Genomic DNA, 18,152 nt, shown 5'->3' with positions numbered 1-18,152 from the left:
GTTGTTTTTTCTTGCTAATTCTTTTCTATTTGTCATATACTTAAAAGAGACCAAACGTTTTCTTTTAGGGGGACATTATGCGTAAAGGTGAATTGACAAAAAGAATGATTCTTGATCGTTCCTCTGCTCTGTTTAATGTAAAAGGGTATAGTGGTTCTTCGATCTCTGATATTATGCGAGAGACTGGGCTAGAGAAGGGGGGCATCTATCGTCACTTTAAAAATAAAGATGATTTAGCTATTCAAGCCTTCCAGCACACAACTGCACAAATGGGAGTGCGTTATGTCGAAGAGATAAAAAAAGCATCCAATACGTTTGATAAGTTAAAAACTGTTATTTCAGTCTTTACATCACTTGTTCATAATGATCCTCTTCCCGGAGGTTGTCCAATTATGAACGTAACGTTAGAAGCGGATGATTACCATCCTCTCATGGCAGAACAAGCACGGATAGCAATGAATCAATTACTTGGAATGATTGAAAAGATTATTACAAATGGAATTGAGCAAGGGGAGTTAAAATCAAATACTCAAGCAAAGCAGATTGCTATCTTCTGGATTTCTTCACTTGAAGGGGCACTTGCCTTGTCACGCTTATATCAAGATACAGCCTATCTTGATACAGTATCTTCTCAGCTTCTTGCTGAGTTAAAAAAACAAATTACGGCCAAGTGAGCCGTAATTTTTATCTTAAAAAAGAGACCGTTTAGTTTCTTTTTTGGGATCCACTCGCTTAATAGATAGTCTATGATGAGATCATGAAAAACAGATGAGAGAAGTATACAAATAACCCAATTTGCTATGGATAGTAAAAACTTTAGTACAGATGAAGACGCATTGGTTATAAGGAGATTACTTGAAAGTTGAGGCGATTTACCAATTAGGAAATAAGAATTGATCGTCTATTTTTAAGTTTTAGTTGATAACGGCACTATTATCAAAAAGTAACTTGAAAAATATGTTCGCTTGCATGTGTAAGGACATAGTCGATGTGTAGAGGATGAACGATTTCGTGCTGATTTTTTCTAATTTTTAGAGGGGTGTGAAAAGGAATATGAGAGAGATTGAAACAATCGTAATTGGCTCTGGACCTGGAGGATATGTTGCTGCAATCAGAGCTGCACAATTAGGGCAGCAGGTGGCAATTATAGAAAGAGAAAATCTTGGTGGAGTATGTGCTAACGTCGGTTGCATCCCATCCAAGGCACTTATTTCTGTAGGTCACCGCTTTGAGGAAGCAAAGTATTCAGAAGATATGGGTATTTTTTCTTCTGTTGTGAATGTTGATTTCGCAAAAGTTCAAGAATTTAAAAACGGCGTTGTAAAAAAATTAGTAGATGGGGTTGAGGGGTTATTAAACAGCAATAAAGTAGATGTGATAAAAGGTGAAGCTTATTTCATAGATGCTAACATGATATGCGTATCAAATAAAAATGCGGTTCAAACATATACATTTAAAAATGCAATTATAGCTACTGGCTCGCGCCCAGTTGAAATTCCACCATTTGAATTTACAAAACGTGTGATTAACTCTACAGGTGCACTTAATTTAGCTGAAGTTCCAAGTAAATTGGTTGTAATCGGTGGCGGTTACATTGGTACTGAGTTGGGCTCCGCTTACGCTTCCCTTGGTTCTTTAGTAACAATTATTGAAGGAGGTAAAGATATTTTAACTGGTTTCGATAAACAAATGACTCAAATTGTGAAAGAAAATCTTATAAATAAAGGTGTTAAAATAGTAGTAGATGCATCCGCTAAAGGTGTTGAGGAAGTCGAAAATGGTGTAATTGTTACCTACGAAATTGGTGGTGAAGAAAAGAAAGTTGATGCTGATTACGTATTAATAACAGTTGGTCGTCGCCCTAATACTGAAAATATGGGTTTTGAAAAAATCGGTATTGAGTTTTCTAACCGCGGTTTATTAAAAATTGATCAGCAATGCCGTACTAATCTTCCGAACATTTTTGCTATCGGTGATATTGTTGCTGGCCCACAACTTGCACATAAAGCGTTTTACGAAGGAAAAGTAGCTGCTGAAGCTATCGCCGGTGAGTTCTCATTTGTTGATTACTTGGCAATTCCAGCAGTCTGCTTCACAACTCCTGAATTAGCAACAGTTGGTTATACTGAAGAGCAAGCAAAGGCTGAAGATATGGAAGTTAAAGTAGTTAAATTTCCATTTTCAGCAAACGTTCATGCACTGGTTTCAAATGAAGAAAAAGGGTTCTTGAGGCTATTGGCGCGTAAGGAAGATGGTATATTAGTAGGTGCTCAAATTGCGGGGAATGGTGCATCAGAAATAATTGCCGAAATGGGTTTAGCAATCGAAGCAGGCATGACAGTTGAAGATATTGCATTAACACCTCATGCTCACCCCACTTTAAGTGAAAGTTTGATGAAAGCTGCCGAGACCTTAATTTGCAAATTTAAATAGATATGTATTTAGAATGTAGAGAAAGCTTAGAGATAGAGGGGGAGATGGAGTCTTGGTCCACCCCTTAATTTAAAATGGGAATTAGGGATAAACCTTCTATGAAATTTACATTTTTCTGTTTTTATGTAGGAAGTTTAACAGGAAAAGAAAAATTTTTGATAGTTCTACTTTCTTTTTTGTAGAGAAAGCTAAATAGGGAAAAAATAAGCTTTAATAATAAGCTTCTTAATGAGCTGATGAAGGATATTATGGCTAATTGAAACATTTTTTTAAGAGGGAGATCCGTTAATTTGTTAGAGAGTACAAGGTGAAATCATAAAAACAAAATGAGAGGAGAATACGAATGAGTCAATTTGATAATTCAACAATAGAAGGTAAAAATTTTAGTGCTGTTCAAGTAGGAAAGTGGGAGGATCTGCTCCAATATAAAAATGGAAATCCATTTAAAGCTCCTGGAAAGGTATTCCTTAAAGATAAACTACAATGTACAGGGATGGAAGTTTCCCTTAATGTTTTGCCTCCGGGTATTTCAATGCCTTTTTATCATAAGCATAGAGAAAATGAAGAACTGTATATCTTTGTCAAGGGACAAGGGCAATTTAAGATTGATGATGAAATCCTTGAAATTAAAGAGGGGACTGTCATTAGGGTAGCACAAGAAGGGGAACGAATTTGGCGTAACAATTCAAGTGAATCACTTTATTTTATTTGTATTCAAGCTATGGCAAATACCTTGGAAGAAAGTAATATTGAGGATGGCATTAGGCTAGATAAATCCGTTGAATGGCTTGAAAAATAGTTGACACTGTAAAATTAAATACCTTGCAATGAAAAATATAAATCAACAATAAAAAATACGTTATTTTTTCTATAGAACCCTAGGAAAGGATGGCGTTTTCGAATAGATATTTTTTAATTTTTTTAGAAATTTATTTTATGTGTGGAATATAAAATAGGAGCTTGTGTATAACAGTACAAATACAAAAAGCGTGAACAGTTTAGCATTTTCACGCTTTTTGTATGGAATAAATCATAAAAAATGTAGAGAAATGCCGAAAGGATTAAATTGATTTTAAAAATTGGAGGTGATACCATGAAATTAAACAATGTTTAAAACATTGTTTAATTGATGAATTCTGGAGGGGGAGATAAGTTGAGGGAAAACGAAAACATATCTACGAAAGAAAAGATTTTAAATACAACATTGGAGTTAATTAAAAACGAAGGTTTCGAAAGTGTAACGATAAGAAAAATTGCGGCATTGTCAGATACAAATATTGCGCTTGTAAATTACCATTTTGGCTCAAAAGAAAAGTTGATTAGTGAAACAATTAAAGTCTTATTAATTAGCTTTAAAGACACTTTTTCTATTTTAGATGATACTAAATTGCCAGCAAAAGAAAGATTAAAAATATTTTTACTTAATTATGTAATAGTAATTCGGCAATACCCCGAGTTAGTTAGGAAAATTATTGCAATGGGCACTACGGTATTTACATCTCAATACGAATATGGAGATTTTTTGAAGAGGCTCGGTTTTAGTAAAGTGAAGAATGTTTTGAGTGAAATAACAAATGAAACGGATCGGGAAATTTTAATGATGATGACGGTACAAATATTCGGATCCATTTTTCTTCCAGCATTAATGATGCCAATTCTTGAATCAGGGGCAGATATAAGAATACAGCCTGTAGAAAAGCAAATTGATTTCCTATTTGAACGCTATTTTTATAAAAATTGAGATAGTGGGTGATAGAGATGATTAGTTTCTTTAGAAAGCACTGGTGTGATGTAGGGTTAGTTATGGCTATTGTTGTCTTGGGTTATTTAGTCGGGAATTTTGGAGAAATGAGTGAAATAAAGGTACTGTTAGCGTTAAGCTTTGTAGCCATTTTAGTTCATCAATTTGAAGAGTATCGTTGGCCAGGTTATTTCGCTGGTCTGTTTAATGTAGTTATATTTAAAAGTGATATACCAGATCGCTATCCATTAAATACGCAATCTGCTATGGTAATAAATATTTTGATTGCGTATGTTTTTTATTTACTTCCGTTTTTCTTTCCAAATATTATATGGCTTGGGCTGGCACCTATTTTAATGGGATTTTTTCAATTCATATGGCATGGTATTTTTGCGAATATAAAAGCTAAAACAATATACAATCCAGGATTAGGTGCGGTTGTATTGCTACATGTTCCGATTGGTTATGCATATATGAGATATGTTCTTTTACACAATTTAGCCACAAATTCGGATTGGATATTAGGGATAGTCTATTTTCTAGTAGCTACCTATTTTTTAATTATAAAAGGAAATATGTTACTGAAAAGTAAGGAGACAATTCATTACTTTTCTAAAAAGCAATTAGGTCCGTACAATGATTCATTAAAGTGATTCAGAAGGGATTTTGAGTACAAGTGAATTAAAAAAGAAAGGTGCATTGGCACCTTTCTTTTTTGAAGGCTATTTTTGTATTTCAGGGTATCACTACATCACCATCAAGTTAAGAAATTCATTGTTACTCGAAACGAGAAAATGACCTGAATTCGCATAAATAATGGTAGTAGTTATATGGTTTTTTTTAGCGACACCTCAAAGTGTTAGCTTAATAAGAATAATCCTTAGCCTCCTTTAGATAAAAAAGGGGCTTTTTTACATATGAAATCACATGGGTCTTTAAAGATAGCTTTGAGCGTAGAGAGAAACTGTAGTAAAGGCTAGTATTGAAAAATATAAAATACGGAAGTAGCGTAGAGGATTTATGCATAAAGTAATATTGATGGTGAAATTAACAAAATTTTCATTTAAGTCAGATAAAAACATGGTGTTTTTAACTTATAATAATGTTACTACAATGGAATTACGGCAACAAATTAGTTATTTAAAAAATCAATTTTAGATAGGAAGAGGATAATGAAGACCAGAGATAGTTATAAAATTATTGTAATTGGTGCTGGGACTGCAGGAATATCTTCTACTGCACATTTGTTACGAAATGTACCCCTATTGAAAGAAAGTATAGCAATTATTGATCCATCAAAAAAACATTATTTCCAACCACTATGGAGTTTAGTGGGGGGAGGAATTGTTTCAAAGGAAAGTACAATGCGTGATCAAGAATTGCTTATTCCAAAAGGGGCAACGTGGATCCCTAAAAGTGTTGTTAAGTTGTTTCCGGATGAAAATAAGCTACTTTTAGATGATGGACTGCTGCTTAAGTATGAAATTCTTATTGTAGCAGCCGGTATACAAATAAATTGGGACGGCATTAAAGGCTTGAAGGAGTCTATTGGGACTAATGGGGTTTGTAGCAATTACTCTTATAAATATGTTGATTCTACTTGGAGGGAAATTGAAAAATTTAAAGGAGGAAATGCGGTTTTTACCCACCCAAATACTCCTATTAAATGCGGCGGTGCTCCACAAAAGATTATGTATTTAGCAGAAGAGTATTTTTCTAATAGCGGTGTAAGAAACAAAAGTGAAGTAATGTTTTATACTGCGAACACTAACATATTTCAGGTTCCACGTTATGCTAATACATTAGAACAAGTACTAGAAAGAAAGCAAATAATAACAAATTATAATAAAAACTTAGTAGAAATTATCGCTGAGAAGAAAGAGGCAATTTTTGAAGATACGCAAACACTGAAAAGAGAAACAGTACCGTATAGTATGATCCATGTTGTTCCACCTATGGGGCCACCTAATTTTCTTAAAGAGAGCGAGATAAGTGATCATCAGGGTTGGGTAGATATAAGCCCTTATACTTTGCAGCATGTACAGTATAAGAATATTTTCGGACTTGGAGATTGTACCAATTTACCCACTTCTAAAACTGGAGCGGCAATTCGAAAACAAATACCGGTCTTAAAACAAAATGTTATGGACGTGCTTAACGGAAGAGACTTGCATGCTAAATATGATGGATATACATCCTGTCCAATTGTTACAGGTTATAAAAGTCTTATACTTGCTGAATTTAACTATGAACATGAGCCTCAAGAAACGTTTCCGTTTAATCAAGCGAAAGAACGGTATAGTATGTTTTTACTTAAAAGATATATGTTGCCCTATATGTATTGGAACTTCATGTTGAAAGGGATCCTATAAGAGAAGAGAGAAAGTGGCTAAAAAAATTGAAAAGTAATTTGAAATAACTATTTGGAGGGAATAGCTATGCTTTTAAAATATTTTTATGATGAAAAATTAGCACATGCTTCTTATTTAGTTGGTTGTCAGAAGGAAGGCGTAGCAATTGTAATTGATCCAGGTCGCTATATAGAACAATATATCGAATTTGCTAAGAAAGAGGGGATGGAAGTAATTGCTGCGGCTGAAACTCATATTCATGCAGATTTTCTTTCTGGATCTAGAGAACTCTCTAATCTTTATCATGCAAAGTTATATGTATCTGATGAAGGAGATTGTGATTGGAAATATCAATATCTTAACGAAGGTCGATACAAATTGGTTAGAGAGGGAACAGAGTTTAAAATAGGTCATATAAAATTCAATGTCATTCATACCCCAGGGCATACGCCTGAAAGTATTTCCTTTTTAGTAACCGATACAAGTCAAAATAATTATGCGAATGATAAACCGATAGGAATATTCACAGGTGATTTTATATTTGTAGGAGATATAGGTAGACCCGATTTATTAGAAATTGCTGTAGGTATGAAAGATACCGCCAAAATAGGAGCGAAACAATTATTTGATTCTATACAAAAAATAAAAATACTCCCCGATTATTTGCAAATATGGCCATCACATGGTGCAGGAAGTGCATGTGGAAAAGCATTAGGAGCAATTCCAACTTCCACATTAGGTTATGAAAAGATGTTTAATTGGGCGTTTCAATGTAATGATGAAGATAATTTTATATCGAATTTATTGACGGGACAGCCAGAGCCTCCAAAGTATTTTCCATTAATGAAGCATTTAAATAAGTATGGTCCACCAAATCGTAAGAAGAGAGAGATTACTGCTATTTATATAATAGAAGAACTTCAAGAAGTGATTAGGGATGTTCAGCAAATAGTTGATATAAGGGATGTAGAGTGTTTTGCTGCTGGCCACATTGAGAAGTCAATTAACATACCTTATAACAATTCTTTCACAACTTGGTGTGGGGGGATATTAGATTATAAAAAAGAAACTTTAATAATTTTAGATACGGAAAATGTTAAAGTGGAGGAAGTTATTAGAGACTTTGAGTCCATTGGCTTAGATAATATTATTGCTTTTGCACCTTCAAAGGTAATTCAAAGATTCCATAGTTTAGAGATTTATAAGGAAAAAACATCAAATGAATTATATCCTTTAATAAAAGATGGAAGTGTAAAGGTTATCGATGTGCGTAGTAAAAAAGAGTGGGATGAAGGACATCTTCATGATGCAATACATATCACTTTAGATAATCTACTTGAACGGCTAGATGATGTACCGAAAAATTGTCCAATAGTTTTACAATGTCGAACGGGGTTACGTTCCGCTATAGCAGCTAGCATTTTACAAAAAGTTGATATAAAGAAAGTAGTTAATTTAAAGGGGGGATTTCTTGCGTGGAAAAAAGAAGGGCTCCCCTATACAACATGTAATCAAGAAATTTGAAATATATCAAAAGAGTCAAATGGAAAGAAAATAGAATCATTTGAAATAATCTAAGGGGATAAATAATAAAATTCAATTGCTATCAGTATGGGATATATAAACTAAAAATGATTTATTAAAGCCGCATTAAACGATAAAATTAAGCGCAAATATGCTGATGTGTATCTATTCTATCAAAGTACATAAAACTAAAACTAAGATATTCGAACGAACTCAAAAAGCCGAAACCCCTTAAATTAGAAACTTGTACTTGATTACCGTAGTTAAATTGTTGCCCTTTTAAAAGAACTGGTTAGAGAAAAAAGAAAAATCTATTGGTTAGCATTTAACCGAAAGATTTTTCTTTGAATTAGCGTCTTTTATATCATAATTATTGAGGAAGGGAAATTCGACTGAGAAATGCTGTCAAATAAAAGGATAGGCTAATCTAATTTCTAATGGTCCCAGTATCTTTTATTTTGACGTGTGTCTTTACATTTATTTTAGCCTCTGCTAACGCTTGCAACCAATCTCCTTTTACTTTTTTCCACTCTTTATATTGAAAGGCTCTAGCATATAGGGATAATCCGATTGGATCAATTTTATTCTGCTGTATTTGATTTAATATATTTTGTAAATTATTATTAATTTCTTTTTCAATAGCACTTTTTAAATTATTTATATTTTTTTTATTATCATAGTGCCCCTTAACTAAATTCGTATTGGTTTTTTCTATTAAAGCTATATTAGCATGTATATTGAAATTAAATACAAACTTTCCGTTTTGAAAAGTAACATCTACCTTCCTTGTCGCGTTCTGTACGAAGATAGAATTGTTTGTTTTTTTGTTTGCTTTTTTAGGGGGAAGCGCAAGGTGTAGTATCATTCGGCCGTTACTTTTTGGCTTATTTATAAGATTGAAAAATTTAACATCTTTTTTAGGGATATGAGTTAAATATTTCCCTTTTCGATTTAAAAATGCAATTCCTACTGTGTCAATTTCATTCATTTTTTTTTTGATAATTGGAACAGTTTGCGTCATTCCTTCTTCATTTTGTTCTCTCATTAATTGTTGAATTGTAGAAGAGACGGATTGGTTATTTTGAATAGAGGATTCGATTACACCATTTATATAAGATGAAAGTGATGGTTTACTAGGCTTGTGAATTTTAAAGATTTCTTCTGCAGGTCCATCTACAAGTACTACTTTAGCATTAATGGTAGCATAAGGATCACGGTAAGAAGAATCAAGCTCCTGCAACCAATTTGCTTCTTGCGCTAATTTCTTCCCAATTAAAATGATTTCAGCTTTGGAAGCTGTCATAAAGCCAGTTAACTTCGTATCTATCTTACTGAATCCAGTATATACAGTTGATGCTTGTGTCCAATGTTCTATAGTACTTTTTGGCTGTTTATGATGAAAGAGTGGTATACTTGTTCCAACTTTTATGTCTCCATTAGAGCTTCTATCCAGGCCAATTAACAGGATTAATGAAACCTTTTCAAGAGGAATTCTCTGACTACAACCAATTATATATACACAACAAATTACAATCCATATCCATTTTCGAATCAAAGTTGTTTCCTCCTAGTAACCCAAGTGAAAAGAATACTGTAAGCGAAAAATAAGATCGGTAATAGAATAAAGAAAATGACATTTAAGATATCCATAAGAGAATATATAAACAAATATTGATCTACATCGGGATTTAGGAAAATAAATAGTCCAACTATAAATAACATAAAAGCAAGCAGCGCCCAATTGCGGGCGTTTTTTTGAAGTGAAATGGTCACAGATTCAAAACTGAAAAATAAATACGGATATATTGTAGTAGAAAATACAATCAAATAGTAAGCGATATATATAATTTCTAATCGTTCTATGAATGAAAAACGAACCCCTTTTAACAAATGAAATACTGGCCAAATTACGTCTTTTATCCCCTCCGGACTAAAGTATATATAAGAAAGAATAGTCACATATAGATAGAAAAACATGGTTCCAGTATTCGCTATTAGTATTCCTTTTATGGCTTTTTGTTTTTTTTGTAAGAACGGATAAATAAAATATGCAATTTCTAAGCCAGCATAAGGGGTAATTGTTTCTTTTGTTGCCTTTACAATAGGGTATAATCCATCTTTAATAATAGGTAGTAGGTGTAAAGGGTTGTAGTTACTCTTTAGTGAAAAAAGAAGAAATAGTGGCATCCAAGTAGTGAAGAAGAAAACAAGCATAGAATAACTAGTAAGAGCCCTTAACCCACTCAGGGCCAAAATAATAAAAGGTAATAGTAATAATATGGTGATTTGATAAGCAGGAGTGGAAGGGAATATCCATACTTTTACAATATCAGTTGCTTTTAATAAAGTATTAAAGCCAACAAAAAATAGATAAAAGGCATATAAAAGAAAAAGAATTGTCCCTATCCATTTACCAAAGTATGTTTTTAAGATTTGTGAGAAATTTTTATTAGGATTTTTTTGTAACATTAATATAATAAATACGCCGATTATAGAAGTAGTTATCCATCCAAGGATGATAGATATCCAACCATCTGTTCCAGCCGTAGTAGCAAGTGGACTTGGCATAATTAACATACCTGATGCAAGTTGCAGTGAATGGATGAAAACAATAAATTCAAATAAAGTTATGTTTTGAAATTTAAGATTCCCCATGCGAACCACCTTCTTTTTTCTTTTTTTGTTTCGGCTGTCCTGTACTCGAGCGGGTGGTGATCATAGAAATAGGAAATCTTACAAAAGAATCTTTTAACTCTTGAAGCCGAAATGGTGCTATTGGCAATCCGTATGGTGAACCATACGAAGTTAGTGAAACAAAATGAGCAAATAAAAGCATTAATCCACTAACAATACCTACAATCCCATAAAAGTATGCCAATAACATCATTGGAAAACGAATAAGGCGAATAGAACTTGATAAGTCATAATTAGAAACAATAAATGATGCAATGGCGGTAATAGATACGATAATAACCATAACGTTACTCACAAGACCAGCTTGAACAGCCGCCTGCCCAATTACAATCCCTCCAACAATTCCAATTGTTTGTCCAATTGGTTGTGGTAAGCGAATACCAGCTTCACGTAGCATTTCGAGTGTAATTTCCATTATAAAAGCTTCCAATAGGGGAGAGAAAGGGACTTTGACTCTTGACGTTGCAATAGAAGTGTATAAATCTATTGGAATGATTTCAAAGTGAAAAGAGACTATAGCAATATAAAATGCCGGTAAAAAAATGGCTATTATAAATCCTGCAAATCGTAATAATCGAAAAAATGATGCAATGAGCCAATGTATATTATAGTCATCTGGAGTTTGAAAAAATCCAATTAAATTCATTGGAACAACCATTGCACCGGGGGATCTATCCATTAACACTGCTACTTTCCCATCAAGTATATGATTAGAAATGGCATCTGGGCGTTCGCTTAAATAAGCCTGTGGAAAAGGAGTCCAATTTTGATCTTTTGTATAATTAGATAGTTCTCCAATGCTCAATACCGCATCCGTTTTAATTTTACAGATTCTAGTTTCTATTTCTTGGACTACATCTGCGCTCGCAACATCACCTAAGTAAATTAAATAGACTAATGAAGTTGCTCTTTCTCCAATCGTCAGCTTTTTGATTTTTAACTCTGTAGAAGGAATATATCGACGAATTAAGCCTATATTTTTTGTGGCATTCTCAATAAATCCATCATGTGAGCCTTTAATAGTAACTTCTGAAATTGGTTCTTGAATTGCTCTTTCTGCCCATCCTTTTGTATTTATTAAAAGTGACCGCTTTTCTCCTTCCATAAATAGAACACATTGACCCTCAAGTAATCCTTCTTTAATTTCATTCCACGTATATACTATTTTGGTATGAGTAGCAATAATATTAGAATTAAATATTTGACTGTCTTCATTCACTTCTTGTAATAATGGTGTAACAACATTTCCTTTTAATGCAACACCATCTGTAAGGCCTTCAAAATAATATAGTAAAATATTCGTGTTTGTTTTTAATTGCAAAGGATGTTCGATTAAATCTGCACTAATATTAAAGATGTTATCTAATGTATTTTTAAGCTCTTTTAAGTTACTTGTTTGGATCTTTTCAATGGTTTTATCTGTCTTTGTTTCTAGGGTCTTTTCATTTAAGGACAAAATTGACACCTCTTTAATATATAACGATTAGTTGTAGTTATTATTTTTATATGTTTGAATTTTATTCACTAATTTAAACGGATTGGGATCAAGAATAACTAAAATTGAAGTACTATATTATAAATTCAATAATTGAGAGTAAAAAAGTAGATGTAATTTGTGTAGAAATCTAAGTATAAAGATAGAAGTGAAATTTGAATGATTATAATAAAAAAAAACCCTTGATAGGTTCTTTTTAATAGTTGGTAAATATGTTGTCAACAATAGATGGCGATAAAGGTAGTAATTTAGATGTCTTTATGTTACTCAGCTGAATTTTGTAGGAAGAATTATTTTTTCATACCTCAATGCTCAATAAAAAAGGACATTTCATTTATTTGGGTGTTTTAGTGTATTTGAATTTTGCACGCTAACAAATTTTGTTTAGGGACAAAATGTGAAGTTTTATTCTGAAATAACAGAAAGTTAATGCTGCAAAATTCCTATTGGTAATTTGGATAGGTATCAAATATTTCTTTGGCCTTATTTTCTTGATATGACCGTACGTTTATATGTTTCTAAGGGAAAGAAATATTTTCATTTTTATTACCATCTATTGTTTGATTAAGATGGTAACACGAAAATGAAACGTTTACAACCAGAAAATAAAGAAAAAACATTAAAATGCGACTTTTTTCGACAAATATTCCTATAAAACGCTTTGTAGGAATTAGAAATAACTAAATTAGTAATAATAGCTTAATATATTAAAGTGAAATTCATTGAATAAGAGTCCAAAGGCATGAATTTAAATGATAAAGTTATAGTTTTCTTTTTTGAACTGTAAGTGTTTTACAAGTATAGTTAAATTTTAATCCAACTAGCATTTCTTCCTTTTGTCACTAGCTTAATATGGCCAAACAATTGCAAGGAATTTAAAGCCTTACTGATTGTACTCTCTGCTATGTCTGGATATGTGTTACGAATACACTCCTTAGTAAAGGGTTGTTTTTGTTTAAGTATAAAATCCTGAATTCTCTCCACTTTAGTATGCTTACATATAGAATCTAGAACTGTATTATGAAGATCTTTGTACGCCTCTAATATAATAGTTAAAAACGTTTTTAACCAAAAGCTACTATTATGTTCCTCGCAGTACCAATTTACCGAAGATTTATAAATCGAATTGTAATATTCAGATTCATTTTTCTTAATGTATTTATCCAGACATACATATTTTACAAATGTATTTCCACTCTTAATTAATAGCAATTGCATTAACATAAGTGCCAATCTGCCGTTACCCTGATTAAAGGGGACTATGCAATAAAAATTAAATATAAAACGAGCTATTAATAAAAGTGAATGATGGCCCTTACTAGAATTTAATGAGTTATATTGATCACATAATTGTTCCATTACTTGTGGAATAAGCTCATGTGGAAGAATGCGGTAACTATTTAAGTGCATTCCGTTTTCAGGAATACCTGGAATAGTAAACGGTTTTTCGCGCCATTTGGCACTGTCAGAGGTAATGTAATGTATTAATTGAAAATGTAATTCCTGTATAGTCTCTGGATTGATTAATAAATCACAGGAATTCTTATGTACAAAAGTAAGTGTTTGATAAAAACAAAAGATAGCATCTTCCGAAATATTTTGAGGTACTATATCATCTAAAATAAGTTCTTTTAATCTTTTATTTGGGACTTTTATATCTTCATAGGTAGTAGTAAAGTTTTTTATGTAATGAAGTGGTATGGTTTTTTCTAAGCTAGTAAATATATCAGGGTTTTGTTCCTGATAAGCAGCTAATTTTCCTTTTAATTCACTAATTTCACTGATTATATTTAATAGTCTCCTTTTTAATTCAATATTTTTATACTTGTCATCGAAAAAATTTCTCATTTTTATTCCCCCTGTAACCCCTTAACATGCTGTTACATAAATCTTTCCATTCTAAAGATAGTTTACAACATTATTTTGAAATAACAATATTTTTATTTTGATTTTGAACTTATTTTAGAATCAAAATTGTTATTTAAATTTGATTAGCGAGTTAGAACTTATAATTAATCATGTTTGAATATACACAGATAGAAAATATAATTTTAGAATTATTATTAGTGTAGTTTGCTGTATTATTGCTGGGAATATACTAGAAAGTAACTAATTTTCACAAATAAAATAAAGAAATTTTAAAGAGGAATCGATAGGATCTAATTTGAATAGGCATAATCCTAACATTAAATGTGCAAATGTACAATAATTAAATGAAAAAAATATGAAAATATCGACTTTTTTCGACAAAATAAATTTAGATAGAAAAACAACCTAATGTAAGAAAATTGTTGCTTTAGATGGTCTCTGCATTTCATAAATTAATATTGAAGGAATTATCAAATGATTTTTACGAGTAATAAAAGAGTAGATATATAGATTAAATTGTGACAATTATAAAGTTAGTATTCTCCATTTTCATTATTTAATTTAACAAATTTAATAATAGTAAGGTAACTTTTCTATATTTAATATAAGTATTTGATGGGTTATGCTCATAAAAAGTGTCATTTTCTATATATCCATGTAGTATTTAGTACTTGTATTGCGAAATATTTTGACATAAGTTAATTTAAATATTAGGTACAGAAACATTTTAAGGAAAAGAGTCAGTATAAAAGTACCCTGAAAAACGTTTCACCCTAAAAACGTTTTTCCTCAAGAGATTTTCTCAGGAGCACTAAAGGTTTTTAATTTGTTTCTGTGCCTTATTAGATAAAAATAATATAATAAGTTATTTAGAAAAGGTGAAAAATTCCCCCATTATAAAATGAACTTTCATATCACTTAAAGTCCGTATGGTCTAGTTAAAGTAGGAATTTAAAGAAAAGGAAAGGGCTAGCCCTAGTTATAATTAGTGCAATAAATAGGGGGCTACTCAAATTTTTTTGTTTGATTTGGTAGGAGTAATATTTACGTTTGTTGGACTAGGTGTATTAAAGTGCATACCTTTTTGATTCAACCGATGAGGCGCTAATCAAGGGTTTAATCATCTAGAATTTAGAAAGGTTAAATGTGGAACTGAATTTTCTACTAAATTAGTAGAGACTAAAACAATCCCCTTAAATTGAACTATTCACTACTTAACGTCCTGATAGATTGTTTGAAGTGTTAGTAGGCAAATCTAAAAATAAAAAAGGATATTCTACTCTTCTTTTATGTATATAAAACAAAGTGTAATGTAAGTTCCAGATCCAAAGTGTTGTATTTAATATTCATTCAATCTCATGCGTACTACTTTTATTTTCTTAAGAGCATGTATTTACGTGGATGCTCTTAAGAGAATAAAATGTCTAAAAAATAAGTATAAGCTTACATTTTAAAAATTGATATATCGTATATTATAAAAAACTCATTGTTCTTCAAATAACGAACAATACAATGTGAATGAAACTCTCAGAAGAATGTACATATAGAATTCACTTTAACTTAAAAAACCACATTTTATGCAAAATTATATTTGCTGCTATAGAAGGGTGGGGGTTAACATGACCAAAACTTGGTGTAGGTTCGTATTCCTTGTAAAATAAGTGATTCTTTACTGTTTTCTCTAGTTGTATCTATTAATGATTCATCAGGTTTCCTTCCAGTGGAAGGGACATAAGTTGTTACTATCCTTGGAAATATATTAATAAACACCCATTCAAATTTGTTGATATTTCTATTTCCAAATTCTAACGTTTCAATTGGCTTAATTGTATTTTCTCTATCAAAAAATTTTATTATGTAAAACCTTTTTGAGAGGTCACTACTATGTTCAATAGTCCAAATTAAATTTTCCATTTTCTTGATTTGCAACAAGTCCATTTTCAAAAATCCTTTCATACATAAATATAGCGAATGTTCCTATTCTATACTAAATATTTTTAAATTTAAATAGTTATCTTGTACGATATTATAAAAAGAAGTTAATACTCTAAAATTTATCTGAGAAAAGGACACACCTACGCATACATATGCTATAGGTGTGTCCTTTTTTAGTTGTTTATAAGTTTCCTACAGAGTTATTGAAGTAAAGTTTCAACAGTTTCACCATAGTGAAGTGAGATTCATTTAAACCGTATAATAAGTTCATATGAATCGTATATTGGAATTGTACAATATGTGTGTAAGGCGTTTCTGGAATTATATTATTTTGAAAATAGAAACTTCAATACACCAAAAAGTAAGAATATTAAACCGTAATAATTTGAGAATATACTTCTAATTAAAAGATGTGCGGAAATGCACCGATAATAAAGGAGAATTTCTTATGACAATGTATAAAAGTGAAATGAAAAAGAGTGTAATAACTGAAGAGGATGTAGATATGTTAAAAATAATGGCACATCCAATTCGATTGCAAATTATAAACGAGTTCATTCAGTATAAAAAATGTAATGTTACACAATTGACGAAGCTTTTAAAAATTCCACAATTCACTGTTTCCCAACATTTATCGAAAATGAGGGGTAAGGTGCTAAAGGCCGAAAAAAGGGTTTAGAGATGTACTATTATATTACTAATCTAAAGGTGAGTCAGATTGTTGGAATTTTAGGTTTGTAAATAAACAAAACTTCACACATTTCATTATAAGTAAAGCACAGAATAATCCCCCACAAATAAGTGGGGGATTTCTTTTATGACCAAATATCAGTTTTTTTGAGGAGTGTCATAATAGTCACCATGTTCTAATGTGTTAGTATATGAAAAATTTTGAAAGTGCTAAAATGCTTGATATTATTCACTAGAAGTTATGTCGCAAAAATCTTTTAATTTCATCAAAAGCTAAGTGACGATGACCAGCTTGACAATGTTGTTCACCACCAGTTTTCTTAGTGAAAACTACAGAAGTGATGGAGGCTGCATTACATAGCTCCGATTCGATTTGTGGTAATCGACTAATTGGAACGTACTGATCGTCTTCACCAGCCAGGAGCAATACTTCTTGATTTATAAACTGACCGATTCCTGCCATCGTATGCTTTTCAAAGTTTTTAAGTAAGTTAAATGGCGTTTTTTCGCCTGTATTTTCCATACCCTTTTTAACTTTCCAGTTCAGGTCGATGCTGGTGGCCATCATTTGTTTAAACATGGTATTAATTTTGTCAGCTTCATTAGTAGCCAGAAGCGTGGTCAATTTATTCCAAATATTATCCGGCATGCGCATCTTGAGTGCATCAAGGCCACTATAAAAAATATTAAAGGCGATGACTTTGTCGATTCGTTTTTCAAAAGCGGCGGCACGCATTGCCAAGTAGCCGCCCCAAGACGCTCCGAGAATACTAACACGGTCAAGTTTGAAATAGTCAATGACTGTGGAAACGGGCTTCTCCCAGTTGTGGATGAATTTTAAGCCGTTTTTCAGTGCTGTTCCTTGTCCAGGTCCATCAAAAACTATAATATTATAATTGATTCCTATGAGGTAGTTCATCATCTTCATCATTTCCTCCATGTAGGAATCGTAGCCTCCAAAGAAAAGTAGTGTATTACATGCGCCTGGTGTCATGAATTTGATTGCAGGAAGATGGGAATCTTCATAAGGAATTTGATAGGTTTCATACTCAAAGTCATGAAAGCCCTTATAAAAAGTTTCACGGTATTTTTGGTACACTTTTTCTTTTTTTAGATCGGATGATTCCATATAAAACTCGGCAGCCTGATAATAAACCGAAGCTAGATCAAAGTCTTTATGGTGCTCCCGCATCGCTGCATATTCTATCCAAGCGTTATACCAGCTGTCCGTGTCTGTAAGTCTTGGGATGATGGCTTGTAAATCCTGATTTGCCCGCTCATCGTCTTGATAGAAATCGTTGAAAAAACGGTTAATTTGCAAATTGAACTGTTCGTTGTTTACATACTGTTTAAACATAAAATCCCTCCTTATATTTGACTACAAGGTAAGGGTAAGCGAAGTATATTAAAGAAACAACGA

At 32.0% G+C, this 18,152-nt stretch carries 13 protein-coding genes and 1 pseudogene; 8 read left to right on the top strand and 6 right to left on the bottom strand.

Annotation, left to right across the window (positions count from 1 at the left end):
• Positions 1-77: 77 nt before the first annotated feature.
• The 7 genes from ACLBWW_RS19460 to ACLBWW_RS19430 all read left to right on the top strand — a co-directional run bounded on the left by ACLBWW_RS19460 (position 78) and on the right by ACLBWW_RS19430 (position 8,049).
• The gene (locus tag ACLBWW_RS19460) at positions 78-674 is read left to right on the top strand and encodes a TetR/AcrR family transcriptional regulator (protein ID WP_001225315.1); all 597 of its coding nucleotides are present in this window, start codon (positions 78-80) and stop codon (positions 672-674) included.
• A 379-nt stretch (positions 675-1,053) separates the two neighbouring features.
• On the top strand, positions 1,054-2,433 hold the full coding sequence (gene lpdA / locus ACLBWW_RS19455; RefSeq protein ID WP_447614178.1) for a dihydrolipoyl dehydrogenase: 1,380 nt from the start codon (positions 1,054-1,056) through the stop codon (positions 2,431-2,433).
• Between the two features lie 343 nt (positions 2,434-2,776).
• Positions 2,777-3,232, top strand: a complete 456-nt coding sequence (locus ACLBWW_RS19450; RefSeq protein ID WP_107135159.1) for a cupin domain-containing protein — start codon at positions 2,777-2,779, stop codon at positions 3,230-3,232.
• A gap of 354 nt (positions 3,233-3,586) precedes the next feature.
• Positions 3,587-4,174, top strand: a complete 588-nt coding sequence (locus ACLBWW_RS19445; RefSeq protein WP_107135160.1) for a TetR/AcrR family transcriptional regulator — start codon at positions 3,587-3,589, stop codon at positions 4,172-4,174.
• 17 nt (positions 4,175-4,191) lie between these two features.
• Positions 4,192-4,827, top strand: coding sequence for an HXXEE domain-containing protein (locus ACLBWW_RS19440; protein WP_189339805.1), 636 nt, complete (start codon positions 4,192-4,194; stop codon positions 4,825-4,827).
• Positions 4,828-5,346: 519 nt separating this feature from the next.
• Positions 5,347-6,546, top strand: a complete 1,200-nt coding sequence (locus tag ACLBWW_RS19435) for an FAD/NAD(P)-binding oxidoreductase (protein WP_048546927.1) — start codon at positions 5,347-5,349, stop codon at positions 6,544-6,546.
• Positions 6,547-6,612: 66 nt separating this feature from the next.
• Positions 6,613-8,049: an MBL fold metallo-hydrolase gene (locus ACLBWW_RS19430; protein ID WP_447614172.1), complete on the top strand. Its 1,437-nt coding sequence runs from the start codon at positions 6,613-6,615 to the stop codon at positions 8,047-8,049.
• 427 nt (positions 8,050-8,476) lie between these two features.
• On the opposite strand, the gene ACLBWW_RS19425 is transcribed toward ACLBWW_RS19430, so the two are convergent.
• From ACLBWW_RS19425 to ACLBWW_RS19405, 5 genes are all read right to left on the bottom strand, one after another.
• A complete protein-coding gene (locus ACLBWW_RS19425; RefSeq protein WP_098222255.1) occupies positions 8,477-9,604 on the bottom strand; it encodes a Ger(x)C family spore germination protein in 1,128 nt (375 codons plus the stop codon).
• Entirely contained in the window at positions 9,601-10,704 is a 1,104-nt protein-coding gene (locus ACLBWW_RS19420; protein WP_048546933.1) for a GerAB/ArcD/ProY family transporter, read from the bottom strand. Before ACLBWW_RS19420 ends, ACLBWW_RS19425 begins: the two co-directional genes overlap by 4 nt.
• Positions 10,691-12,199, bottom strand: coding sequence for a spore germination protein (locus tag ACLBWW_RS19415; RefSeq protein WP_098222252.1), 1,509 nt, complete (start codon positions 12,197-12,199; stop codon positions 10,691-10,693). The genes ACLBWW_RS19420 and ACLBWW_RS19415 overlap by 14 nt, the downstream gene beginning before the upstream one ends.
• An 843-nt stretch (positions 12,200-13,042) precedes the next feature.
• Positions 13,043-14,086, bottom strand: a complete 1,044-nt coding sequence (locus ACLBWW_RS19410) for a Fic family protein (protein WP_048546935.1) — start codon at positions 14,084-14,086, stop codon at positions 13,043-13,045.
• A 1,635-nt stretch (positions 14,087-15,721) separates the two neighbouring features.
• Positions 15,722-16,045 (bottom strand): hypothetical protein, encoded by a 324-nt coding sequence (locus ACLBWW_RS19405; RefSeq protein ID WP_048546936.1) that lies wholly within the window; start codon positions 16,043-16,045, stop codon positions 15,722-15,724.
• Positions 16,046-16,490: 445 nt separating this feature from the next.
• Between ACLBWW_RS19405 and ACLBWW_RS19400 the strand changes: the two are divergent.
• A pseudogene (locus tag ACLBWW_RS19400) lies at positions 16,491-16,783 on the top strand (ArsR/SmtB family transcription factor).
• A gap of 181 nt (positions 16,784-16,964) precedes the next feature.
• On the opposite strand, the gene ACLBWW_RS19395 reads toward ACLBWW_RS19400, so the two are convergent.
• Positions 16,965-18,089, bottom strand: coding sequence for an alpha/beta fold hydrolase (locus tag ACLBWW_RS19395; protein WP_048546938.1), 1,125 nt, complete (start codon positions 18,087-18,089; stop codon positions 16,965-16,967).
• Positions 18,090-18,152 lie beyond the last annotated feature (63 nt).

It is taken from the genome of Bacillus sp. M5A3_1b (assembly GCF_053345335.1).
Note: the sequence above shows the minus strand (reverse complement) of the source record. Positions and strands in the feature narration are given on the sequence as shown.

Bases quoted from the DNA above. Each gene is read 5' to 3' on its own strand.
- ACLBWW_RS19460 (WP_001225315.1), top strand. From the start codon at position 78: ATGCGTAAAGGTGAATTGACAAAAAGAATGATTCTTGATCGTTCCTCT.
- lpdA (WP_447614178.1), top strand. From the start codon at position 1,054: ATGAGAGAGATTGAAACAATCGTAATTGGCTCTGGACCTGGAGGATAT.
- ACLBWW_RS19450 (WP_107135159.1), top strand. From the start codon at position 2,777: ATGAGTCAATTTGATAATTCAACAATAGAAGGTAAAAATTTTAGTGCT.
- ACLBWW_RS19440 (WP_189339805.1), top strand. From the start codon at position 4,192: ATGATTAGTTTCTTTAGAAAGCACTGGTGTGATGTAGGGTTAGTTATG.
- ACLBWW_RS19435 (WP_048546927.1), top strand. From the start codon at position 5,347: ATGAAGACCAGAGATAGTTATAAAATTATTGTAATTGGTGCTGGGACT.
- ACLBWW_RS19430 (WP_447614172.1), top strand. From the start codon at position 6,613: ATGCTTTTAAAATATTTTTATGATGAAAAATTAGCACATGCTTCTTAT.
- ACLBWW_RS19420 (WP_048546933.1), bottom strand. From the start codon at position 10,704: ATGGGGAATCTTAAATTTCAAAACATAACTTTATTTGAATTTATTGTT.
- ACLBWW_RS19410 (WP_048546935.1), bottom strand. From the start codon at position 14,086: ATGAGAAATTTTTTCGATGACAAGTATAAAAATATTGAATTAAAAAGG.
- ACLBWW_RS19405 (WP_048546936.1), bottom strand. From the start codon at position 16,045: ATGGACTTGTTGCAAATCAAGAAAATGGAAAATTTAATTTGGACTATT.
- ACLBWW_RS19395 (WP_048546938.1), bottom strand. From the start codon at position 18,089: ATGTTTAAACAGTATGTAAACAACGAACAGTTCAATTTGCAAATTAAC.